15 protein-coding genes are annotated in these 20,336 nt (G+C 72.1%); 4 read left to right on the top strand and 11 right to left on the bottom strand.

The features are described 5' to 3' along the window. Nucleotides 1–125 precede the first annotated feature (125 nt). Nucleotides 126–2,024 (bottom strand): M1 family aminopeptidase, encoded by a 1,899-nt coding sequence (locus tag OG552_RS24570; RefSeq protein WP_329136398.1) that lies wholly within the window; start codon nt 2,022–2,024, stop codon nt 126–128. A 251-nt stretch (nt 2,025–2,275) separates the two neighbouring features. Here OG552_RS24570 and murJ point away from each other — a divergent pair, with 251 nt between their 5' ends. Next, nucleotides 2,276–3,943: a murein biosynthesis integral membrane protein MurJ gene (murJ, locus tag OG552_RS24575; RefSeq protein ID WP_443071024.1), complete on the top strand. Its 1,668-nt coding sequence runs from the start codon at nt 2,276–2,278 to the stop codon at nt 3,941–3,943. A 254-nt stretch (nt 3,944–4,197) separates the two neighbouring features. Beyond that, a complete protein-coding gene (locus tag OG552_RS24580; protein WP_443071025.1) occupies nt 4,198–5,151 on the top strand; it encodes an NADP-dependent oxidoreductase in 954 nt (317 codons plus the stop codon). Nucleotides 5,152–5,168: 17 nt separating this feature from the next. On the opposite strand, the gene OG552_RS24585 is transcribed toward OG552_RS24580, so the two are convergent. From OG552_RS24585 to OG552_RS24595, 3 genes are all read right to left on the bottom strand, one after another. Beyond that, complete coding sequence (locus OG552_RS24585; RefSeq protein ID WP_329136402.1) at nt 5,169–5,525, bottom strand: winged helix-turn-helix transcriptional regulator; 357 nt, start codon at nt 5,523–5,525, stop codon at nt 5,169–5,171. Between the two features lie 391 nt (nt 5,526–5,916). Then, nucleotides 5,917–7,059 carry a ricin-type beta-trefoil lectin domain protein gene (locus OG552_RS24590; protein ID WP_329136404.1) on the bottom strand — a complete coding sequence of 381 codons (1,143 nt, stop codon included), beginning with the start codon at nt 7,057–7,059 and terminating at the stop codon, nt 5,917–5,919. A 299-nt stretch (nt 7,060–7,358) separates the two neighbouring features. Beyond that, entirely contained in the window at nt 7,359–8,084 is a 726-nt protein-coding gene (locus OG552_RS24595; protein ID WP_329136406.1) for a type 1 glutamine amidotransferase, read from the bottom strand. Between the two features lie 156 nt (nt 8,085–8,240). On the opposite strand from OG552_RS24595, the gene OG552_RS24600 reads away from it, so the two are divergent. Continuing rightward, nucleotides 8,241–8,708 (top strand): MSMEG_6728 family protein, encoded by a 468-nt coding sequence (locus tag OG552_RS24600; protein ID WP_329136408.1) that lies wholly within the window; start codon nt 8,241–8,243, stop codon nt 8,706–8,708. 68 nt (nt 8,709–8,776) lie between these two features. On the opposite strand, the gene OG552_RS24605 is transcribed toward OG552_RS24600, so the two are convergent. Together OG552_RS24605 and OG552_RS24610 are read right to left on the bottom strand one after the other, a co-directional pair. After that, nucleotides 8,777–10,042 carry a hypothetical protein gene (locus OG552_RS24605; protein ID WP_329136410.1) on the bottom strand — a complete coding sequence of 422 codons (1,266 nt, stop codon included), beginning with the start codon at nt 10,040–10,042 and terminating at the stop codon, nt 8,777–8,779. 16 nt (nt 10,043–10,058) lie between these two features. Further along, nucleotides 10,059–12,128, bottom strand: coding sequence for a hypothetical protein (locus OG552_RS24610; protein ID WP_329136412.1), 2,070 nt, complete (start codon nt 12,126–12,128; stop codon nt 10,059–10,061). A 431-nt stretch (nt 12,129–12,559) separates the two neighbouring features. On the opposite strand from OG552_RS24610, the gene OG552_RS24615 reads away from it, so the two are divergent. Continuing rightward, nucleotides 12,560–16,012: a glycoside hydrolase family 3 C-terminal domain-containing protein gene (locus OG552_RS24615; protein WP_329136414.1), complete on the top strand. Its 3,453-nt coding sequence runs from the start codon at nt 12,560–12,562 to the stop codon at nt 16,010–16,012. 82 nt (nt 16,013–16,094) lie between these two features. Here the strand turns inward: OG552_RS24615 and OG552_RS24620 are convergent, their stop codons facing one another. From OG552_RS24620 to OG552_RS24640, 5 genes are all read right to left on the bottom strand, one after another. Then, nucleotides 16,095–16,340 carry a DUF397 domain-containing protein gene (locus OG552_RS24620; RefSeq protein ID WP_329136415.1) on the bottom strand — a complete coding sequence of 82 codons (246 nt, stop codon included), beginning with the start codon at nt 16,338–16,340 and terminating at the stop codon, nt 16,095–16,097. Further along, complete coding sequence (locus OG552_RS24625) at nt 16,337–17,197, bottom strand: helix-turn-helix domain-containing protein (RefSeq protein ID WP_329136417.1); 861 nt, start codon at nt 17,195–17,197, stop codon at nt 16,337–16,339. Before OG552_RS24625 ends, OG552_RS24620 begins: the two co-directional genes overlap by 4 nt. A gap of 222 nt (nt 17,198–17,419) precedes the next feature. Continuing rightward, entirely contained in the window at nt 17,420–17,908 is a 489-nt protein-coding gene (locus tag OG552_RS24630) for a peptidoglycan-binding domain-containing protein (protein ID WP_443071026.1), read from the bottom strand. A 617-nt stretch (nt 17,909–18,525) separates the two neighbouring features. Then, entirely contained in the window at nt 18,526–19,755 is a 1,230-nt protein-coding gene (locus OG552_RS24635; protein WP_329136419.1) for a DUF4032 domain-containing protein, read from the bottom strand. A gap of 72 nt (nt 19,756–19,827) precedes the next feature. Then, nucleotides 19,828–20,232 carry a hypothetical protein gene (locus OG552_RS24640; RefSeq protein WP_329136421.1) on the bottom strand — a complete coding sequence of 135 codons (405 nt, stop codon included), beginning with the start codon at nt 20,230–20,232 and terminating at the stop codon, nt 19,828–19,830. Nucleotides 20,233–20,336: the final 104 nt, after the last annotated feature.

The following is a 20,336-nucleotide window of genomic DNA, read 5'->3' on the forward strand; positions in this document are numbered from 1 at the left end:
TCCCGCCCGGAGCCATGGGACCGGCTCCGGGCGGGACGCGACACGCGGCCGGCGCGGGGCGGGGTGGGGGTCCGTCCCGGTCCGGCCGCGCGGCCGGCCGGCGTGCACCGCCGGCCGGCCCGTGATCAGCCGTCGATCCGGTGCGTGCTCCAGAAGGACGTCAGATCCGTACTCGTGGCCGCCTGCGCCGCCGCCTTGAACTCCGCGGTGGTGGAGACCCCGTACCAGTGTGCGGTCGCGTAACTCCGCAGCAGCGTCGTCATCGCGCTGTCGCCGATCAGCCGCCGCAGCTCGTGCAGCGCGCACTTGCCGTACCCGTAGATGACCGTCGAGTACCGGGAGGAGTGCGCGTCCCAGTACGCCATCGAGTTGGTGATCTTCTCGCTCGACGACGCCCATGACACGTTGTTCCAGCACCCGGAACCGGTCTTGCCCAGCGCCAGATCCGTCGAGTAGTCGGTGAACGCCTCGTCCAGCCACGGGCTGTTGTACTCGTCGTCGCCCACGATCCCGTACCACCACTGGTGGCCCAGCTCATGGGTGAGCGCGGTGTTGTCCACCAGGTCGAGCACGAAGCCCGGGTACTCCATGCCGCCGAACCAGAAGTTGTTGTCGAGCACCGCGTCCACCTCGGTGTACGGGTACGCCCCGAAGCGCTGCGCGTGCGCGTCGATCGCGTTCTCCGAAGTGGTCAGCATCGCCTGCGAGTTGGCCGCGCTGATGCCGCTGACCGCGTAGACGTTCACCTTCACGCCGCCCGGTGACGTACCCGAGACCTTGCTGAACGCGCCCGCGCCCCAGGCGAAGTCACGCACCTTGCGGGCGGTGGCCTTGGTGACCGTACGGCCGGAGCTGCCCGGGGTGTCCACCGACGTGCCGGTCGCGGGCACCAGCAGGCTCGTCGGGTGGTCGAGGGTCACATCGAAGTCGGCGGCCAGCGAGTAGAAGGACTCACCGTTGTTGGTGTACGGGTCCAGGTGCCAGCCCGCCGCGTCCCGTATCGCCAGCAGCGGCAGCGCGTTGCCGAGGAAGGAGAACGCGCCGTCGTGGCCGAACCGGTCCGCGCCGCTGGGCGCGACGATCTTCAGGTCGAAGCCGATGGTGCCGCTCTGCCCCTGGCCGAGGGCGGTCGGCAAAGTGATGTGCAGGGCGGTGCAGTTGACGGTGAGCGCGCCCGCCGTGCCGCCGGTGACATTGGTGACGGTGATCGGCGTGGTCGGGCAGCTGCCGTGGTAGTTGTCCCACAGCCGCAGGTAGACCTCGCTCAGCGGGGACGCCGAGGCGTTGCTGAAGGTCACGCTCTCGTGCCCGGTCCAGGTGGAGCCGGCCGCGTCGCTGGTCAGGCTGACGGTGTACGCGGGTGAGGCGGGCGTACGGGTGCTGTCGGCCGGCGGCGGGCTCGTCGGGGGAGTGGTGGGCGGAGTGGTCGGCGGGTCGGTCGGGCCGCTGCCGCCGGAGACGTTCAGCGCGACGTCGTCGATCACGAAGCTGGTCTGCTGGCCGGAGTCCTCGGTGGCGCTGAAGGACAGGCTCGCGTTCTGGCCGATGAACGCGGAGACGTCGTAGGTCCGTTGGACGTAGCCGGCGCCCGCGTCGAGGTTGGAGTAGGTGGCGAGCGTGGTGGCGCCGAGCTTCGCGGTGAGCTTGTCGTACGCCGTCGAGGTGGTCGTCTCGTCGGTGTCGATGTGCAGCCATACGGTGAGAGTGGCCGCACCGCAGCCGGCCGGGACGGCGACGGGCTGCGCGAGGGTGTCGGTGTGCGTCGAGCCGTAACCGTCCAGCCAGGCGAACCTGGTGCCGCCGTGCGCGGCCTGGCCGCCTCCCGAGGTGATCACCCCGCTGGACGCGGTCCACGGGGAAGTGCCGCTCTCGAAGCCGCCGTTGGTGATGACCTGGGCGGGGGTGCAGGCGGCCGGTGCCTGTGCCTGTGCCGGCCGGGCCTGGGCGACTCCGGTGACGGCGGCCGTCACCACGAGGCCGGCCGTGCCGGCCCCGGCGATGAGGGTGAGAAGTCTGTTGCGCATCGGATCCTCTGGGGTGGGGGGAGGGAGCGATTGACCAGACGCGACAGGAGTGTGCGGGGCCCTGCGGGCGGCGTTAACCCTCACCGCCGACCTCTAGGGATTCCCCTACCCGTCCGCTGCGCGGGGCCGAGCCCCTCCCGGCCGTCCGCCGACCCCCCGCCCGGTGGTGGGTTCCTCGCGCAGTTCCTCGCGCCCCTTGGGGCACCCAGGTGCGGGGTCGGCCGGCGCGGAGGGCGTCGTAGATTGGGGGCATGATCGACGGAACGCCGCAGGCTCGTACGGGGCGGGGGCGGCATGGCGCCCGCAGGAAAGCCGCCGGTGACACCGGCCTGATGCGGTCGTCCGCGCTGATGGCCGCCGGCACCGTGGTCTCGCGGGCCACCGGGCTGATCCGGCAGGTGCTGCAGGCCGCCGCGCTGGGCACCGGACTGCTGGCCACCACCTACAACCAGGCCAACACCGTCCCCACCAGCCTGTACTTCCTGCTCATCGGCGGCGCCCTGAACTCCGTACTGGTCCCCCAGCTCGTCCGGGCCCGCACCTCGCACCCCGACGGCGGCGCGGCCTTCGAACAGCGGCTGGTCACCCTGGTCCTGTGCGTACTCGGCGCCGGCACCGCCCTGGCCGTATGGGCCGCGCCCGAGATCATCAGCCTCTACCAGCGGGACACACCCGACACGCACAACGCCTTCGAGCTGACCGTGGTCTTCGCCCGCTTCCTGCTCCCGCAGATCTTCCTCTACGGCGTGTTCAGCATCTTCGGCCAAGTCCTCAACGCCCGGAACCGGTTCGGAGCGATGATGTGGACCCCGGTCCTCAACAACATCGTGCTGACCGCCATGTTCGGCCTCTACCTGGGCCTGATGACCGTCCCCGACCAGGTCACGGACATCACCTCGGCCCAGGTCAGGCTGCTCGGCATCGGCACCACCGTCGCGCTGGCCGTCCAGGCGCTGGCCCTGATCCCCTACGCCCACGAGGCCGGCTTCCGGCTGCGGCCCCGCTTCGACTGGCGTGGCACCGGCCTGCGCAAGAGCGTGAGCGCGGCCCGGTGGACCCTGCTGTTCGTCCTGACGAACCTGGTGGCGAGCACGGTGGTCACCCGCTTCGCCTCCGCCGCGGACGCGGCCCTGCCCGACGGCGGCGTCGGATTCACCGCCTACAGCTACGCCCAGCAGATATGGACCCTGCCGCAGTCGATCGTCACCGTCTCCCTGGTCACGGCCCTGCTGCCCCGTATGAGCCGGGCGGTGGCCGAGCACCGGGTCGACGACCTGCGCGCCGACCTGTCCCGCGCGCTGCGGGTCAGCGGGGTCGTCATCGTGCCGGCCGCGTTCTTCTTCCTCGCCTTCGGCCCGCAGATCGCGCAGTTGCTCTTCGCCCACGGGGCGTCCGATGCCGGGGGCACCGCGCCGCTGGGGCGCATGCTGCAGGCGTTCGGGCTGGGCCTGATCCCCTTCTCCGCCCAGTACTTGCTGCTGCGCGGCTTCTACGCCTTCGAGGACACCCGCACGCCCTTCCGGCTGGCGGTGTGCATCGGGGCGGTCAACATCGCGCTGGCCACCGGCTGCCACGTGTTTCTGCCGCCGCGCTGGGCGGTCACCGGCATGGCCGCCGCGTACGCCGTGTCCTACGGGGTGGGCATGCTGCTGACCGCACTGCGGCTGCGGCAGCGCACCGAGGGGCTGCTCGACGGCCGGCGGATCTGCCGCACTTACGGCAGGCTCGTCGCGGCGGCGACCTCCGCGGGGGCGGTCGGCTGGCTCGTCGCCCGCGCCTGCACCCACGATCTGACGATGGCCGCCTGGACCCCGGCCGTTTCGCTGGCGCTCGGCGGCCTCACGATGGCCCTGCTCTTCGTGCTCCTCGCCCGTGCCTTCAAGATCGCCGAACTCCGCGCCCTCCCGTCCCTGCGCTGACCCGATCCCCGCCCCGCAGGGACGCGGGGCCCGGCACGACCAGCCACGACGGCGCCGTACGGGGCCGGTCCGCCGAGCCCGTTTTGTGCGCCGCTGGTAGCGCACGGTCAGGCTCGACACCCGCTTGGCGAACGTCACCTTCCGGCAAGCAGCGATGAGGTAGTTACAAAAAAGTACCTGGTTGCAAAAAGTTTCATGAGATCGATGATTGAGGTGAATCGCTTGCCGGATTCGAGTCGACGGACAAGGAGTGCATGGTGCCCAAGAAGATTGAACAGGTCGCTTTCGGCGGACCCGAAGTCCTGCGGCTGGTCGAGACGGACCGCCCCGACCCGAAGGTGCTCGGGCCGGACGAGGTGCTGGTCCGGGTCTCCGCGGCAGGGGTGAACCCGGTTGACACCCACGCGCGGCGAGGAGGGTACGGCCAGTTGGGGGAGTTTCCTGTCACCGTGGGCTGGGATCTCGCCGGCACCGTCGAAGCCGTGGGCCCCGACGTCTCGGCTCCGGCCGTCGGCCGGCGCGTCTTCGGGATGAGCCGGTTCCCGGACCAGGCGGCCGCCTACGCGCAGTATGCGGTCGTGCCCGCGATCGACCTCGTGATCACGCCGCCGACATTGTCCGACGAGGAAGCCGCGGCCCTTCCGCTCGCCGCGCTCACCGCGTGGCAGAACTTGGTGGACATCGCTCAGGTGGAGCCGGGGCAGCGGGTACTGGTCCACGGCGCGGGCGGTGGTGTGGGGCACTTGGCCGTGCAGCTCGCCCGCAGGCTCGGTGCCCACGTGATCGCCACCGCGAGCGCGGGCAAGCACGAGTGGCTGACCAAACTGGGTGCGAACGAGGTCATCGACTACCGGACCGGCGACTTCGTCGAGCTGTTGCGCGCGAATCCCGTTGACGTGGTCTTCGACAACGTCTGCGGGGAGGTCGGCCTACGTTCGATCGAGGTCGCCAAGCCCGGCGGCATCGTGATCGAGTTGACCGGGGTCGACCCGGCGACCCAGGCGGCCGCCGACGCGGCCGGTGTGCGCGCGGTTTACCACCCGGTCCACACGGACGCCGCACAGCTGGCCCGGATCGCTGAGCTGGCCGGCGACGGCAAGCTGTCGGTAACGGTGTCCAAGGTGTTCCCCCTCGAAGATGCCGCCGAAGCGCACAGGGCGATCGAAGAAGGCCACACCCAGGGCAAGATCGTGCTCAAGACGTGGTGATCGGAGGGCCCGGCGCGTCACCTCCTGGCGTCGCAGTGAGCTTCGGCCCATTCACGGAGCTTGGCCAGGGGAACAGTCGCCGTGCGGCCGATGTCGGTGAGGGCGTACTCGACGGCCAGCGGACGGTCGATGACTGTCCGGGTGATCAGGCCTTCCGTCTCCAGGCCGCGCAGCTTTTCGGCCAGCACCTTCTGGCTGATTGTGCCGAGCCGGCGGCGCAGTTCGCCGAAGCGGACCGGCTCCTGCTCCAGTACGCCGAGGATCAGGACCGCCCATCGGCTGGTGACGAGATTCAGCAAAGCGCGCGAGGGGCAGGTCTCCGAGTAGACGTCGAACACGGTCGGGTCGGTGGCAGGATGCTCCAGGACGGCCACATGAACCTCCTCCAGCGGTGACTTTCGGGAACCAGGTTGCAATAACATACTACTCCCGTTGGGCAGGTCGGTGTGGAGGTGGCCGTCGCCGGCCGTCCAGGCGCCGGCCTCTGACGAACCTGGTGGCGAGCACGGTGGTCACCCGCTTCGCCTCCGCCGCGGACGCGGCCCTGCCCGACGCAGGGGAAAGGGTCGGTGCGACCAGCCACGACGGTGCCGCGCCAGGCCGGTCCGCCGAGCCCGTTGCGGTGGGTTTCCGGTCCACCGGCCGGTGGTGGGTTGTTCGCGCAGTTCCCCGCGCCCCTTGAGGGCGCCCCCGCAGGGGGAAAGGGTCGGCGCCCGGCGGGGGAAGAACTCCCGGCGGGCGCCGACGTGTTGGTGGAGGGAGCGGTCAGGAGGGGAGGGTCCACTGCTGGTTGGTGGCGCCGGCGCACGTCCAGATCTGGAGCCGCGTGCCGTTCGCCGAACTGGGCCCGGTGGCGTCCAGGCACTTGCCGGACTGGGGGTTGACCAGCGTGCTGCCCGACTTCTGCCACTTCTGCGAACCCGTGCCGTTGCAGTCGTAGAGGTCGACCTTCGTGCCGTTGGCGGTGCCGGCCGCCGTGACGTCCATGCACTTGCCGAGCGACTTCAGCGTGCCGTCACTGCCGACCGTCCAGCTCTGCGCGTTGGTGCCGTTGCAGTCGTAGAGCTGCACCGCCGCGCCGTTCGCGCTGCTCGCTCCCGCGATGTCCACGCACTTGCCGGCGTAACCCGACTGGATCGGCCCGGTGCCGCCACCGGTCGGCGGCGGAGTGGTGCTGCCGCCGCCCACCCACGTGGTGGCCGCGGCCGAACCCACCGAGTCGATCGCCGTGTTGCTCTCGATCGGGCTGGGCACCTTGCCCGGGAAGACGATGAAGGTGACCGGTCCCTCCGTGCCGCCGGTCGCCGGGTTCGGGTCGATGCCGAGCGCGGTGGCCAGCGCGTACGAGCCCTCGCCGATGATGTTGTCCGGGCCCTCGTCGGCGAAGGTCGCGTAGACGACGTTGCCGTTGTAGACCACGGCGGCGACGCTGCCGGGCGATATGCCGGCCGACTGGTAGCTGAAGCGGCTGCTGGGCAGCGGGATCACGTAGTAGTGCGTGACGTCGGAGGTGAAGGGCTGCCCGGTGGAGGTGTGGAACGACGTGTCGTTGTAGTACCAGGGGTCGGTCGACGGGCTGCAGTGCGAGGTGGTGACACCGTCGCAGTCGATGTCCATGTCGGACGTCCAGGTGTACGCGGAACCGTTCTTGCAGATCTGCACGGTCGCGGCTTCACCGTCGTCGGTGGCGTACTTGCCGTTGGAGGCGGGCGTACAGTTCGCGGCCTTGGCCAGCAACTGGGAGGCGGTCGGGCCCGCCGCGGCGGCCGCGGGCTTGGTGCCGGCCGCGTCCGAGACGCTCGCGCCGACACTGACGGCCGCGGCGAACGTCGCCGCGGCGACGCCGAGGGCGGCCAGGCCCAGGCGGAAGCGTTTGCGGCTGACCGGGGTCAGGGGGGTACGGATCATGGGTCACCTCTTCCGATCTTCGAGCGAAGGTGGGGGGTGGTTGGGCAACCGGTTCGATAGGTAACCTTACTGACAATTAACTGTCAATAGCCTGGACCAGGTGGGGAGTTGGCGGCGCAGGTCACCGGCCCGCCCCGGAGGAATCTGTAGCCTGCCCGCGCCCCGCGCCCCGCGCCCCGCGCCCCGCGCCCCGCGCCCCGCGCCCCGCGCCCCGCGCCCCGCGCCCCGCGCCCCGCGCCCCGCGCCCCGCGCCCCGCGCCCCGCGCCCGCGACGGGGCAGGTCGGGCCCGCCCCCGCCGTCAGGCCGCCGCCCGCGCCTCCCGCACCCGCCCGGCGAAACGGTGGGCCACCTGCCGCCAGACCGGGTCCGCCGCGGGCTCGTCGCGGACCGCCCGCTCGTGCAGCGCGGTGCGGTCGACCCCGTGGCGGCCGAGCCGGCCGGCGTCCCAGCGCAGGATCTTCGCCGCGCTCGCCTCCGGGTGGAACTGCACGCCCCACGCGCTCTCGCCGACCCGGAACGCCTGATACGGGCAGGCCGCGCTCTCCGCCAGCCAGTGCGCCCCGGACGGCAGCCGGACGATCCGGTCGACATGGTTCTCCACCGCGGTGGGGCCGGCCGGCAGCCCGTGGAAGAGCGGGTCGCGTGCCGCCTCCGCCCGCAGCCGCAGCCGCGTACTGCCGAACTCCGGTGCGCCGTACGCCCCGCGCACCTCGCCGCCCGCGACCTGCGCGAGCATCTGGCCGCCCAGGCAGATCCCGAACACCGGTGTGCCCCGCTCCAGCGCATGCCCCACCAGCGCCCGGGTCGGCGCCAGCCAGGGCGCCCGCTCGTCGTCGTCCGGCAGATAACCCCCGCCCAGCACGATCAGCGCGTCGTGCCGCAACTGCGCCGGCACCGCCTCGCCGTCATACCCCCGTACGACCTCCAGCCCGAGCCCGGCCTCTCCCAGCCACCCCTCCCACTTCCCGGGTCCCCCGCCCGGCCCGTGCTGAATGACCAGTGCCGTCGCCTTGCTCTCGCTCATACGTGCCAGTCTCCCCGGCCCCGCGGGAGCACCGGCCCCGGGGGTGGACGAGCCGCGCCCCGGGCCGGCGGTGGCCTCTACCGGTCACCGGTCACCGGCCCCCGGGCGGAGGCCCGGTCCGGTACGGACGGTGCCCCACGGGTCAGACATGTCACCGTGCAGACCTTTCTCCCTTACCCGGACTTCGCCGCGTCGGCCGCCGTGCTCGATGCCCGCCGGCTCGGCAAGCAGCGCGTCGAGGCGCTGCAGGTGCTGCGCGGCCTGACCGTCCCCGGCGGCTGGCGCCACCACCCCGTGGTGGCGATGTGGACGGGCTACGAGGAGGCGCTGGTCCGCTACGGCCTGGAGATGTGCCGCGAGTGGACCCGCGAGGGCCGCCGGGACACCGTCGCCGGCACGCTCCGCGCGGACTTCGCCGCCCTCCGGCCGCACGCCCCAATCCGCGAGCAGGCGGAGCTCGCCGAGGCGGGCGAGCTGCCGGGGTGGCTCGGTGATCCGGCCTTTCACCGCAGTCACCGGTCGGCGCTGGTCACCAAGGCACCGGAGCACTATCGCCGGCTGTTTCCCGGGGTGCCGGCCGGGCTGCCCTACGTCTGGCCACGGTCCGGGCGGGCGGCGACGTGAAGCGGGCGACGTGAAGCGGGCGACGTGAAGCGGGCGACGTGAAGCGGGCGGCGGTCAACCGGCGGCGGTCAGCGGGTGCGGGTGAAGTCGCCGCGGAGGATACGGGCGGCGAGGCCGTCGGGCTGGTCGGGGTCGGTGGGGTCGTAGGGGGTCAGGGAACCGTAACCCGTGGCAGCCCAGACGCTCCGGTCGGCGGGACGCTCGAAGTAGGGGATCCGGCGGCCGTCGGAGGTGCGGTCGGTGAGGACCTCGGGGGCGCGGCGGGCGCGCAGGGCCTGGGCACAGTCGCGGCAGACCGCGACGTCCAGGGAGTCCCGGGAGCCCAGCGCCCGCCACGTGGCGCGGCGGACGGCACGGCCGTGCAGCGGGTCGAAGAAGCACAGCGGCAGCGCCTCGGGGTGGCCGTCCAGCGCGTCGCGGCCCTGGGCGACCAGCACCAGGACCCCCGCGAGGTCGGGTATGCCGCGGGCGCCGTCCAGCACCTTGCCGGCCGCCGTGTACGCGTCGAGCGCACGGGACAGTCCGGGCGTGGCGTCCGCCGCCTCGACCGCCTCGCCGAGGGCGATCACCTCGGCCTGGGCCCGCCGCCGCAGCCCCGCCTCGTCGGCGGCCTGCCCCGCCGCGAACACCGCCGCGGGGAAGGTGAAGCGCGGCCGGCCGCGCCGGCGCCGCACCAGCAGCAGTCCGCCCGCGGCCAGTACGATCACCGCCGCCACGATGCCGACCACCAGCGGCAGCGCCGAACTCCCGCCGGACGCCGATGCCTTGGCCGGGCCCGCGGTGGGCGCGGACCCGCCCAGGTCCGCGGTCGCCCGGTCGTACACCTGCTTGCCGTCGCCCGCCGCGATCAGGTCGACGGCCTTGGCGACCCGGTCGGCGAGCCCCGCGTTCTTCGTCTCGTCGAGGAACCCGACCGCCCACACCGCGTACTGCGCCTGGTGGGCGTCGCCCGGCCACTCGAAACCGTCGAGCGAGTCGTTCGACCCGTCCATGGTGATGAGGATCAAGTCCCGCTGCGCCAGCCGGTCGTGGATGACCCCGGCCAGCACCGAGGAGTCGCCGTCGAAGGCGTCCCCCTTGACCAGCGGCACCAGCGCGACCTTCACCGGCAGCCCGGTCGCGGCGATCCGCGCCGCCAACTCCTTCTGCCGCGCGGGCGGTACCGCCCCGGCATAGGCCGCGTCCACGTACACCGACGACGAGGTGAGGGCGTCCGCGATCTTCTGCCCGGGCCCGGTGGTGTCCGCCCCCGCGGGGCCCGCGCCGAGCAGCAGCCCGGCCACCACCCCGAGCAGCAGTACGGCCACGGCGACCGGTCGGGCGGGCCGCGCCACCGCGCCCCTCCTGCGCTCACTGGACACTGGCGTACTCCCTCGTGCGTTCGATCAGCCGGTCGATTCCGGCGGTTATCGCCGGGAGCGGGCCGCCGGCCTGTTCGTACGGGATCCGGCTGCCGTCCGGCGCGGGCAGGGTCAACGGGTGCGGAGTGACCCGGCACGCGGCACACAGGTGGCGGCGGCCGGAGCCGCTTCCCCCCGGCCGGCGGCCGGAACGCGGGGGCGGCGGCGAGGTCGCGGCCGGCCCGTGCAGCGGATTGATCTCGCAGACGAACCGGTAGTCCCCGCCGGCCAGGGCCGCCCGGCCTGCCCGGGCCAGGACCAGCGCGGCGGTCAGGTCGGCGGGGGAGGCGTCCTGCGGGCTGCTGAGCAGGACGGCGGCGTCGAGGCAGTTCCAGACGCGGGTGCGGCTGGGCGCGGCCGGGTCGGCGGACGGCTGGGAGAAGGCGCCGGAGAGCGCCTCGACCTCCTGCCGGGCGGTCCGCTGCAGATACGCGGCGGACGGGCGGACCGGGGTCCGTACGGGAGCGTGGCGCCGGCGGCGCACCACCGCCCCCGTCACCCAGCACAGGGCGGTCAGGCCGAGCAGCAGACCGGCGCCCAGCGCGCCCACCAGCAGCCCCGGCCAGAAGTCCCCGTGGTAGAGCCCCGGGAGGCGGTTGTCGTCCACCGGCGGCGCGGGCCGGTCCGGCCCCTGGGCCGGGGTGTCGGCCTTCGGAACGCCGTCGAAGTACGTCATCAACTGGTCGAGCCGTTCGCCGAGCCGGTGGTCGGCGGCGGTGTCGGACGGGTCGTCGTAGCTGATGGCGGTCGGCAGGCTGTAGCTGAACCCGTCCTTCAGCCGCAGGCCGTAGTCGAAGGCGTCGATGATGCCGGTCATCGGGTCGGCGATGACATACACCCCGTCCTTGCCGAGCCGCTGGTGCAGCGCGGTGACGAACACCTCGGAGTCGCCGCCCGATTCGTCGTCGGAGAGCTGCGGCACGACCGCGATCCGCACCGGTCCGGGCGTGAACGCGGCGATACGGCGCTCAAGTCCGGCCAGGCCGGCCGCGTCGAGCGGATTCGGGCTCTCCGGGTCGGTGTAGACCGGCGCCTGGCGGAGGCCGGCCGCGACCCGGTCCACCCGGGCGGTCAGATCGGCCTTCGTCGGCGGGGCGGCCGCACTGTCCCGGGTCTGGTCGAAGAGCTGGGGCGCCCCGACGCCGATGAGCACCGCCAGCAGTACGGCCGCGCCCAGCTCGGGCCGCCGCAAGAGGCCGCGCCCGAACCGGCGTCCGGGTGCCGCGCCGGACGGCGCTCCGCCCGCAAGTCCCTTGCCGGCCGCGGCGGACGTGCCCTTCGCGGAGCCGGATTTCCTGCCCGCCGGCGGCTTGCCGGTCGGCGCCTTGCCCCCGGCGGACTTGGTGAGCTGGACCGGCCGGTCCGGCAGCGGTCCCGCCGTCAGCCGCCGCCGTACGAACCAGCCGAGCAGCAGCACCGACAGCGGCACGCCCAGCAGCGCCATCCCGGTGACGAACCCCTGGTTCTCCCGGTCGACGGGGTCCGGATAGAAGGCGTGCACCTCCCGGTCCGAGCCGCCGTACTTCTTCCGCAGCTGCTCCGCCCGGGCCGCCGCCTTCCGCGGCCCCGAGACGATCGCGTCGGTGAACTCCTGGAAGGACCGCAGCGGTCCGGCGTCGTACGGCAGCGCGTACAGCGCGATGGCTGTCGCGTCCTCCGCCGGGGCGGTCACCCCGAAGGCCCGGGCGTCGGCCACGCCGAGCGTGCCGATCAGCACATAGAGCCCGTCCCGGCCCAGCCGGTCGTGCACGGTGCCGAGCAGGGTGTCGGAGCCGAGATTCTGGTCGGGCAGCAGCAGGACGTACGTCGGTACCGGCATCCGCCTGGCCTGGGCCGCGAACTCCGGGGCGGTGGACCGTGGCACCCGGCGGGGCAGCTGGTCGGTGATGTACACCGGATTCACGCGCAGCGCCGCCGCCAGCCGCTCCGACTGCGGTGCGCTGTCGGAGTCCTGCGCCGCCGCCGGCCCGGCCCCGAGCAGTCCGAAGAGCAGTCCGGCCACCGCCAGCACCGCCGCCACCGGCCATCCGCGCACAGCCGACCGCGCCGCCGGCCACCGCATCGACCGCCGTCCCGGCCACCGTCCCGACTGCCGCATCGACCGCCGCCCCGACCCGTCCACGGCCGCCACCTCCCCCGTGCTCCCCCGTACATGTGCCGCCATCCAGACCATAGCCCCCGGGTCCGACATCGGCACAGGTTCGTCCCCGAAGGCGGCCCGGCCCGGGACAGGACCGTGACGGGATCCGCGCACGCCCGTAACGAGACCCGCTCCCACCTGTAACGGGACACCGGCCACACACCGGCCACAGCAGCCCCCCAACGTTCACAAAGGGGTTTTGCGTTCATGTTCTTGACGCTCCGTTGGGGCGCGCGCAGACTTCCAGTCGTTTGCGTTCACCTCCTGAAACGTTCAGCCCGCACGCACGAATGTCCCCCTTTGGAGAACGTATGCGCATGGCCCGCCTGGCGGTCGCGGCAGCAGCCGCCGCAGCCCTGGCCGTACCCCTGGCGATACCGGCAGCCGCCGGCGCCGCCGACCGGAGCAGCTCCGCGAGCAGCACCGGAAACGATTCCGCAGTCTCCCGCCCCTGGCTCAACTCCCGCCTCCCCCTGGAGAAGCGGATCGACCTGCTGCTGGGGCAGATGACCAACACCGAGAAGGCCACGCTGATGACGGCGGTGGGCGTCCCCGCGGGGTCGCACGCCACCGGCTACATCCCCGGCGTGGACCGGCTCGGCATCCCCGGCATGCAGTTCACCGACGGCCCCGGCGGCGTCCGCGACGGCCAGCCGGAGACCGCGCTGCCCTCGCCGGTGTCGCTGGCGGCGTCCTTCGACACCGGCCTGGCCAAGCAGTACGGCACGGTGATGGGCTCGGAGGCCAAGTCCCGCGGCTACCAGGCCATTTACGGCCCGATGGTCAACATCGTGCGCACCCCGCTGGGCGGCCGCGACTTCGAGACGCTCGGCGAGGACCCGGAGCTGGCCGGGGACGTCGCCTCCTCCGAGATCCAGGGCATCCAGGCCCAGGGCGTCGCCGCGCAGGTCAAGCACTTCGCCGGCAACAACCAGGAAAACGGCCGGATGACCACCAGCTCGAACATCGGCGAGCGGACACTGCACGAGATCTACCTGCCGGCCTTCGAGAAGGCGGTCAAGGACGGCAAGGTCTGGTCCCTGATGTGCGCGTACAACAAGGTCAACGGGACCTACGCCTGTGAGAACGCGCAGATCCTGCGGGACGTGCTGATCGACACCTGGAAGTACGACGGGGTCATCGACACCGACTACCCCGCCAACCACAGCACCGTCGCCTCGGCGCTGGCCGGCCTGGACCAGGAGTTCAGCGGGACGACGTACTTCCAGCAGCTGCCCGCCGCCGTGGCGGCCGGCCAGGTGCCGCAGTCCGTGCTGGACGACGCGGCCCGCCGGATCCTGCGGCTGGAGTTCCGTACCGGCCTCTTCGACCCCAAGCCCGCGCCGAGCGTCGACTACGACAAGGACAGCGCGTTCGCCCGCAAGGCCGCGGAGGACGGCAGCGTGCTGCTGAAGAACAGCAGGTCGACGCTGCCGCTCGACACCAGGAAGCTGAAGTCGCTCGCGGTCATCGGCCCCAACGCCGACACCGCGATCACCGGCGGCGGCGGCAGCTCCGCGGTCACCCCGTACAAGAAGGTCGACCCGCTGACCGGGCTGAAGGCCCGGCTCGGCAGCGGTGTGGACGTCACCTCGGTCAAAGCCGGCCAGGGCAGCGGCTTCCCGGCGATCCCGGCTTCCGCGCTGACCGGGCTGAAGGGCGAGTACTTCGCCAACAAGACGCTCACCGGGACGCCCGCGCTGACCCGCGACGACCCCAACATCGACTTCGACTGGGTGCTCGGCTCCCCGGACCCCGTCATCCCGGTCGACAACTTCTCGGTCCGCTGGACCGGCACGCTGACCGCGCCCGCCACCGCCGCGTACACCTTCTCCGCGACGAGCGACGACGGCAGCCGGATCTACCTCGACGGCAAGCTGATCGCCGACAACTGGAGCGACCACGCCTCCTCGACGGTCAAGAGCACCCCGGTGCAGCTGACCGCGGGCGAGCCGCACAGCCTGCGGGTCGAGTACTACGACAGCGCCCAGAACGCCTCCGTCACCGCCGGCTGGTCGGCTCCCGGCCTGCCCGACCCGACCATCCAGGCCGCCGCCGACGCCGCCGCCGCGGCGGACGCCGCGGTCGTCGTGGTCGGCGACACCTCAAGCGAGGGCTCGGACCGCACCACCCTCGCACTGCCCGGCAACGAGAACGAGCTGATCCAGGCGGTCGCCGCGGCCAACCCGCGCACCATCGTGGTGCTGCGGGCCGGTGCCCCGGTGCTGATGCCGTGGCTCTCCGACGTCCCCGCCGTGCTGGACATGTGGTACCCGGGCCAGGAGGACGGCAACGCGCTCGCCGCGCTGCTCACCGGTGACGCAGAACCCGGCGGCCGGCTCCCGGTCAGCTTCCCGAAGACCGACACCCAGACCGCGACCGCCGCGGCCCCCGGCCGCTACCCCGCGGTCAACGGCGTCTACGACTACAGCGAGGGCCTGGACGTCGGCTACCGCTGGTACGACGCGGAGAACCAGACGCCGCTCTTCCCGTTCGGCTACGGCCTGTCGTACACCACCTTCCGCCAGTCCCACCTGCGGATCAGCGGCGGCAGCGTGGAGGCCACCAGCCGCGGCACCGCACCGGTCCAGCTGTCGGTGGACGTCACCAACACCGGCCGGCGCACCGGCTCCGACGTGGTGCAGGCGTACATCGGCTACCCCAAGGGCTCAGGCGAGCCCCCGAAGGCGCTGAAGACCTTCGCCAAGGTGCAGCTCAAGCCCGGCCAGACCAAGACGGTCCGGCTCACCCTCGGCCCCGACGACCTGCGGGTGTGGGACAGCAGTGCGCACGACTGGACGGTGCTCGACGGCCGTTACCCGGTCTACGTCGGCCAGTCGTCCGCCGACACCCCGCTCACCGGCTCGGTGACGGTCCGCAGGACGATCGGCACGCAGTACGTCGGTCTGACCGCCGCCGCGCAGACCAACGCGGGCAGCACCCAGACGGTGAAGCAGACCTTCACCAACACCGGTGACTCCACCGTCCGCGACCTCAAGCTCGCGCTCGCCCTGCCGACCGGCTGGACCGCCAAGCCCGCCCCCCACGCGGTGACTTCTTTCCGCAGCGTACGGGCGCACGGCTCGGTGAGTACGTCCTGGACGGTCACGGCCCCGGCCGGCGCGGTCGCCGGCCCCGCCACGCTGACGGGCAAGGCGACGTTCACCCTGAACGGCCGCCAGACCCGCAGCGCCGACGCCGCCACCACCGTGCCGTACGCCAACCCGGCGGCGGCCTTCAACAACGCCGGCATCAGCGCCGACAGCGACCCGGCCACCGGCAAGCTGGACCCGGGCGGCTACAGCCTGTCGGCCACCCAGCTCGCCGCCGTCGGCTACACCCCCGGCGCCACGGTCACCGCGAACGGCCTGCCGTACACCTGGCCGGACACCCGGCCCGGCGACCCGGACAACATCGCGGCGGCCGGCCAGGTGATCCGCGTGCAGGGTCAGGGCGCACGCCTCGGCCTGCTCGGCACCGGCATCAGTTCGGCCCACTCGGGCACCGTCACCGTCACGTACACCGACGGCAGTACCGCGGCCGTCGCGGTGGACTTCCCGGACTGGTACAGCAACGCGGCAAGTGGCAACAGCCAGTTGGCGGTCACCACGGCCAACTGGAACCGCCCGCCGGGAGACACCCTCGGCAACCACGCGGTCAGCCTCTACACGACCGGGGGCGCGCTCGACCCGGCCAAGACGGTGGCGACGGTGACCCTGCCGGACGACAGCGGGATCCACGTCTTCGCGATCTCCGTGGGGTGACGGTGGCCTCCGGCCCGGTGACCGACTGAACGACGCCCGCTGCCGCCCCCGTTGTACGGGGGCGGCAGCGGGCGCCGACGGTTCAGAACTGGCGCGCGTAGGCGAGGAAGGAGGCCCACTCCGTGGGGGTGAAGGCGAGTTGGGGGCCTCCCTTGTCCTTGGAGTCCCGCACGTGGACGGTGTCCGCGCACGTGGCGACCTCGACGCAGTCATCGCCCGAGCTTCCGCTGAAGCTGGACTTGCGCCAGGCAAGTGCGACCTCGATGCAGTTGTCGCCCTGACCGCTGCTGTAGCTGCTCTTGAACCAGGCCGGTTCGGGGACGCTCATAGCTCTCCTCGCAGTCGCTGCAGCAGGCCCCGGGAGTCCTCGGGGGTGAGGGCCTGCGAGCGCAGTTTTGCATACCGACGCTGAAGCACGCTGACCGCCTTGGGATCGGCGATCAACTGGCCGGTCTCCTGGCCCTCGGAGTAGGCGAACCAATGGTTCTCCGTCGTCTCCAGCAGCCTCATGGGTCCGTCCATGCCAGCGTGGAGGCCGCTGGACAGCGGCAGGATCTGGACCTCCACGTTCCGTCGCTGCGCGGCCCCAAGGACGTAGTTGATGAGTTCTCGCGCGCCTTCGGCCCCGCCCGCGAGCCGACGGAACAGGTGCTCTTCCAGGATGAAGCTGAATGCGGTGTGCGGGCGGTCCGCCAGAAGTCGTTGCCGCTCGAAGCGAGCCGCCAGTTGCGCGTCGACCTCTTCGTCGCTCAGCAGGGGCAATCGGTGCTCGAAGAGGGTCCGCGCGTACGCCTCCGTCTGCAGAAGGCCCGGAACCAGTCGGCACTCGTAGGTGCAGAGGCTGATCGCCGTGCCCTCCATGCTGGCCCAGCGGCGGAACCAGGCCGCCAAACCCTGCTTGCGGGTGAGGTGCCGGAACGCCTTGCGGAGGGCGCCGGTTTCGCCGAGGACCGATTCCGCGCGTTCGACGAAGTCGACGTCCGGCATGCGGCGGCCGAGTTCGATCGAGGCGACCGTGTGCTTGGAGAAGCCGACGTGGTTGCCCAACTCCTGCCGGCTCAGGCCCGCGTGCTCGCGTAAGGCCTGGACGAAGGCTCCGAACGTACGCATGCTGTCGGAGCTTTCCGGCTCACCCCCCGAGCCGTTCGCTCCGGTTGCCTCCGCGATCCCGCCGCCTTCGGCCATCTTCCGGCCACCTCCCGCGCACTTGCTCCGCCCGCTCCCAACCTGCCCATGCTCCCGACTGACGGCTCGTACTGTCCACCCTCCGCCCATGTACGCTGACGCTCCGTACGCGGCCGGGTTCCTGGACGTACACCGAAGAAGGGCCGCTCGGGCGGCCCTTCTTCGGTGTGGGGCACCGCATCAGCCCCCGCACAGCCGCGTGTTCGCGGCTCGGGACGGGCTCTAGTAGGTGCTCACACACCAGTTGGCGAATGTCTTGAACGCCGCCTGAGTTCCCGAACCGGCGACTCCGTCGATCGCGCCGGTGTAGCCCCAGCCGTTGTCCCGCAGGAAGCGCTGCAACGCGGATACCGTGCCGCTTCCGACGACTCCGTCGATCGCGCCGGTGTAGCCGTGGTAGGCCTTCAGCATGCGCTGGAAGGCTTTCCAGCTATTGGTGCCCAACTGCCCGTCGATGCCGTCGGTGTATCCCCATTCCGCCGCCAGCCAGCGCTGGACCCCCTTGGCCTGCGCGGTGCTCAGGCCGAGGTTGACGGTTGCGAACGGTACGACGGTGCCGGCGGTCGTCACCTGCTGCGTGGCCGGGCCGGATGCCGCGAAACCGGCGCTCGCGCCCGCCAGACTGCCTGCGGCTACGCCGACGACGGCGACGACGCTGACGAGCGACCTGGACAGGATTTTCCTTTGCATGTTTTCCCCCGGTGAGGTCATGAGACGGAATGCGAAACCGGTGGCGTATTCGCCGTCGGCCGCATGAATTCCGTCTCTCGGTCGATCCCGCGGACAGCGGAGCGACACGATGTGTTTTTGTGCCTCCCTTTGCACGACGGTCGTCGCCCCACGACCCTCGAGTCGCCACAACTCTCTGGAGAGCGAATGGAGTTGTCAAGGCAGGACACATGGGTTGCCTTCCGTACCGGCCACCCGAAAGGGTTCTCCGTTTCGCCGGCGCGCCACCGTGGAAGCGGCCTTTTTCTGATTCCCTTTTGCTCTTTCCGCGGCCCGGCCCGAAGGCGGGGAACGGCCTTGACGTACCGCATCGCGGTGGGACTCGCCCGCTCCGGTTGGCCGCTGGGGAAGCGGTCGTGCCGGAGGGTGGTGCGGCGGCCGGCCCGGGTGCGTTCCGCCGGTGCGGTGCGAGGCGCCGGCCTGGCGATGGGCTCGGTCACGGGGGCGTGACGGCGCTCGGATACGGATACGGGCACTCGTTGGCCGAAATTCGCCTGTGGAGCCTATGGGGTGAACGGGGCCTGCCGGGCGTTGCGGGGCCTGCCGGGCGTACCGGCCCGCCGGCTTACGGGGTCGGCGGGCCGCGGAGCCCGTCGAGGTCACTCGACGACGACGGGTGGGGCCGCTTCGTGCGGGAGCACGTCGGCGATGTAGCTCGCCACGGTCGCCTCCAGGCCCACGTCGTGCTGGGCGCGTTCGGACAAGTACCAGCGGTGTTCGAGGAGTTCGTGGTAAATCTGCGCCGCGTCCATCTGGCCGCGCAGCTCCAGGGGGACCATGCGGACCGCCGGGCGGAAGACCTCGCGGACCCAGCGGTGGGCGAGGACTTCGGGGCGGGCGCCGAGCGGGTCGCCGGGGGCGTAGTCGTCCTGGCTCGCCATCCAGCTCTCCAGGTCGTTGAGCAGGCTGCGGGCCTGGTTCTCCTCGGTGTCCAGACCGGTCAGGCGGAGCAACTGGCGCTGGTGGTGGCCCGCGTCCACCACCTTGGGCAGGAAGGTCACCGTGTCGCCGGCCGGGGAGCGCTGGATCTGCATCTCGGCGACGTCGAAGCCGAGGTCGTTGAGGCGCCGTATCCGCCGGTCGATGTAGTGCCGCTTGCTCACCGGGTAGACCGACTCGCGGGTCAGCTCGTGCCACAGGTCGGTGTAGCGGGTGACGATCGCCTCGCCGAAGGTGATCGGGTCCACCGACGGGTGGAGGGAGCCGCCGGCTTCGAGGTCCATCAGCTCGCCTGCGATGTTGACCTGGGCCAGTTCGATGTCGTATTCGCGCTGCCCCTGGCTGAGGCTGGGCTGGATCTGCCCGGTCTCGGCGTCCACCAGGTAGGCGGCGTACGCGCCCGCGTCGCGGCGGAAGAGGGTGTTGGAGAGCGAGCAGTCGCCCCAGGCGAAGCCGACCAGGTGCAGCCGGACCAGCAGCACGGCCAGCGCGTCCAGCAGGCGGTTCACCGTGCCGGGCCGCATCGTGGTCTCGAACATCGAGCGGTAGGGCAGCGAGCCGTTGAGATGCCGGGTGATCAGCGCGGGTTCCAGTTCCTCGCCGTCCGCGCCGACCCGGCCGGTCACCACCGCGATCGGGTCCACCGCGGGTATCCCGAGCCGGTCGAGGTCACGCAGCAGCCCGTACTCGCGTACCGCCGCCCACTCGCTGACCTCCTTGACCGCCACCACCTCGTCACCGGCCTGCGCGAACCGCACCACGTGCCGTGAGATGCCGCGGGGCAGCGCCACCAGCGCGTCGTCCGGCCACTGGTCGAGCGGCAGCCCCCAGTCCAGGTCGAGCAGCGCCGCCGGATGCTCCGCGTCAAAGGCCCTGATCTGCAACGCCATCCCACACCCCATCTCTCCGGCCGGCGAAGACCGCCCCCGCCCCGGCCCCCCGATGCTGCCATGCGCGCCGGCTCACGGCTCGTCCCGGTGGGTGAGCCGGCCGCCGTCGAGCCGCCAGCAGTGGTGGTGCCGGGCCGTCCGCCAGGTCTCGTCGGCGGCGAGCGCCTCCGTGACCCACGCGTGCAACTGGGGCAGAGCGCGTGCCTGGAGCACGGCACGCGCGGCAGCGCGCCCGGCGGCCTCGACGGGGAGGACGTCGATCCGGAAGCCGACCGTCTCCGGGTGGGTGCCGCGGCCGTGGTTGAAGGGATCGGGCGCGATCCATTCGGCGCGGAGCACGAGGGTGCCGGCGCCCGGCCCGGCGAGGAACCGCAGCTCTGTGACCTGGGCCATGAGCGGGCCGAGGCACGCGCGGACGTCGGTGGCGGTCAGCGGCCAGGCCAGGTGACGGGGAAGCCGTCGCTCGCGTGCGGGCATGGCGGAAGCCTCCCATTGGCTGTGCGCGGGCTCGGCCGGATCGGACTCAACGACGCGCTGCTGCGCCGCTCCCTGACCCGACCGCAGTGCCCGCAGGCGCGCGT

The sequence above is a fragment of the Streptomyces sp. NBC_01476 genome, assembly GCF_036227265.1.
GTDB lineage: Bacteria > Actinomycetota > Actinomycetes > Streptomycetales > Streptomycetaceae > Actinacidiphila.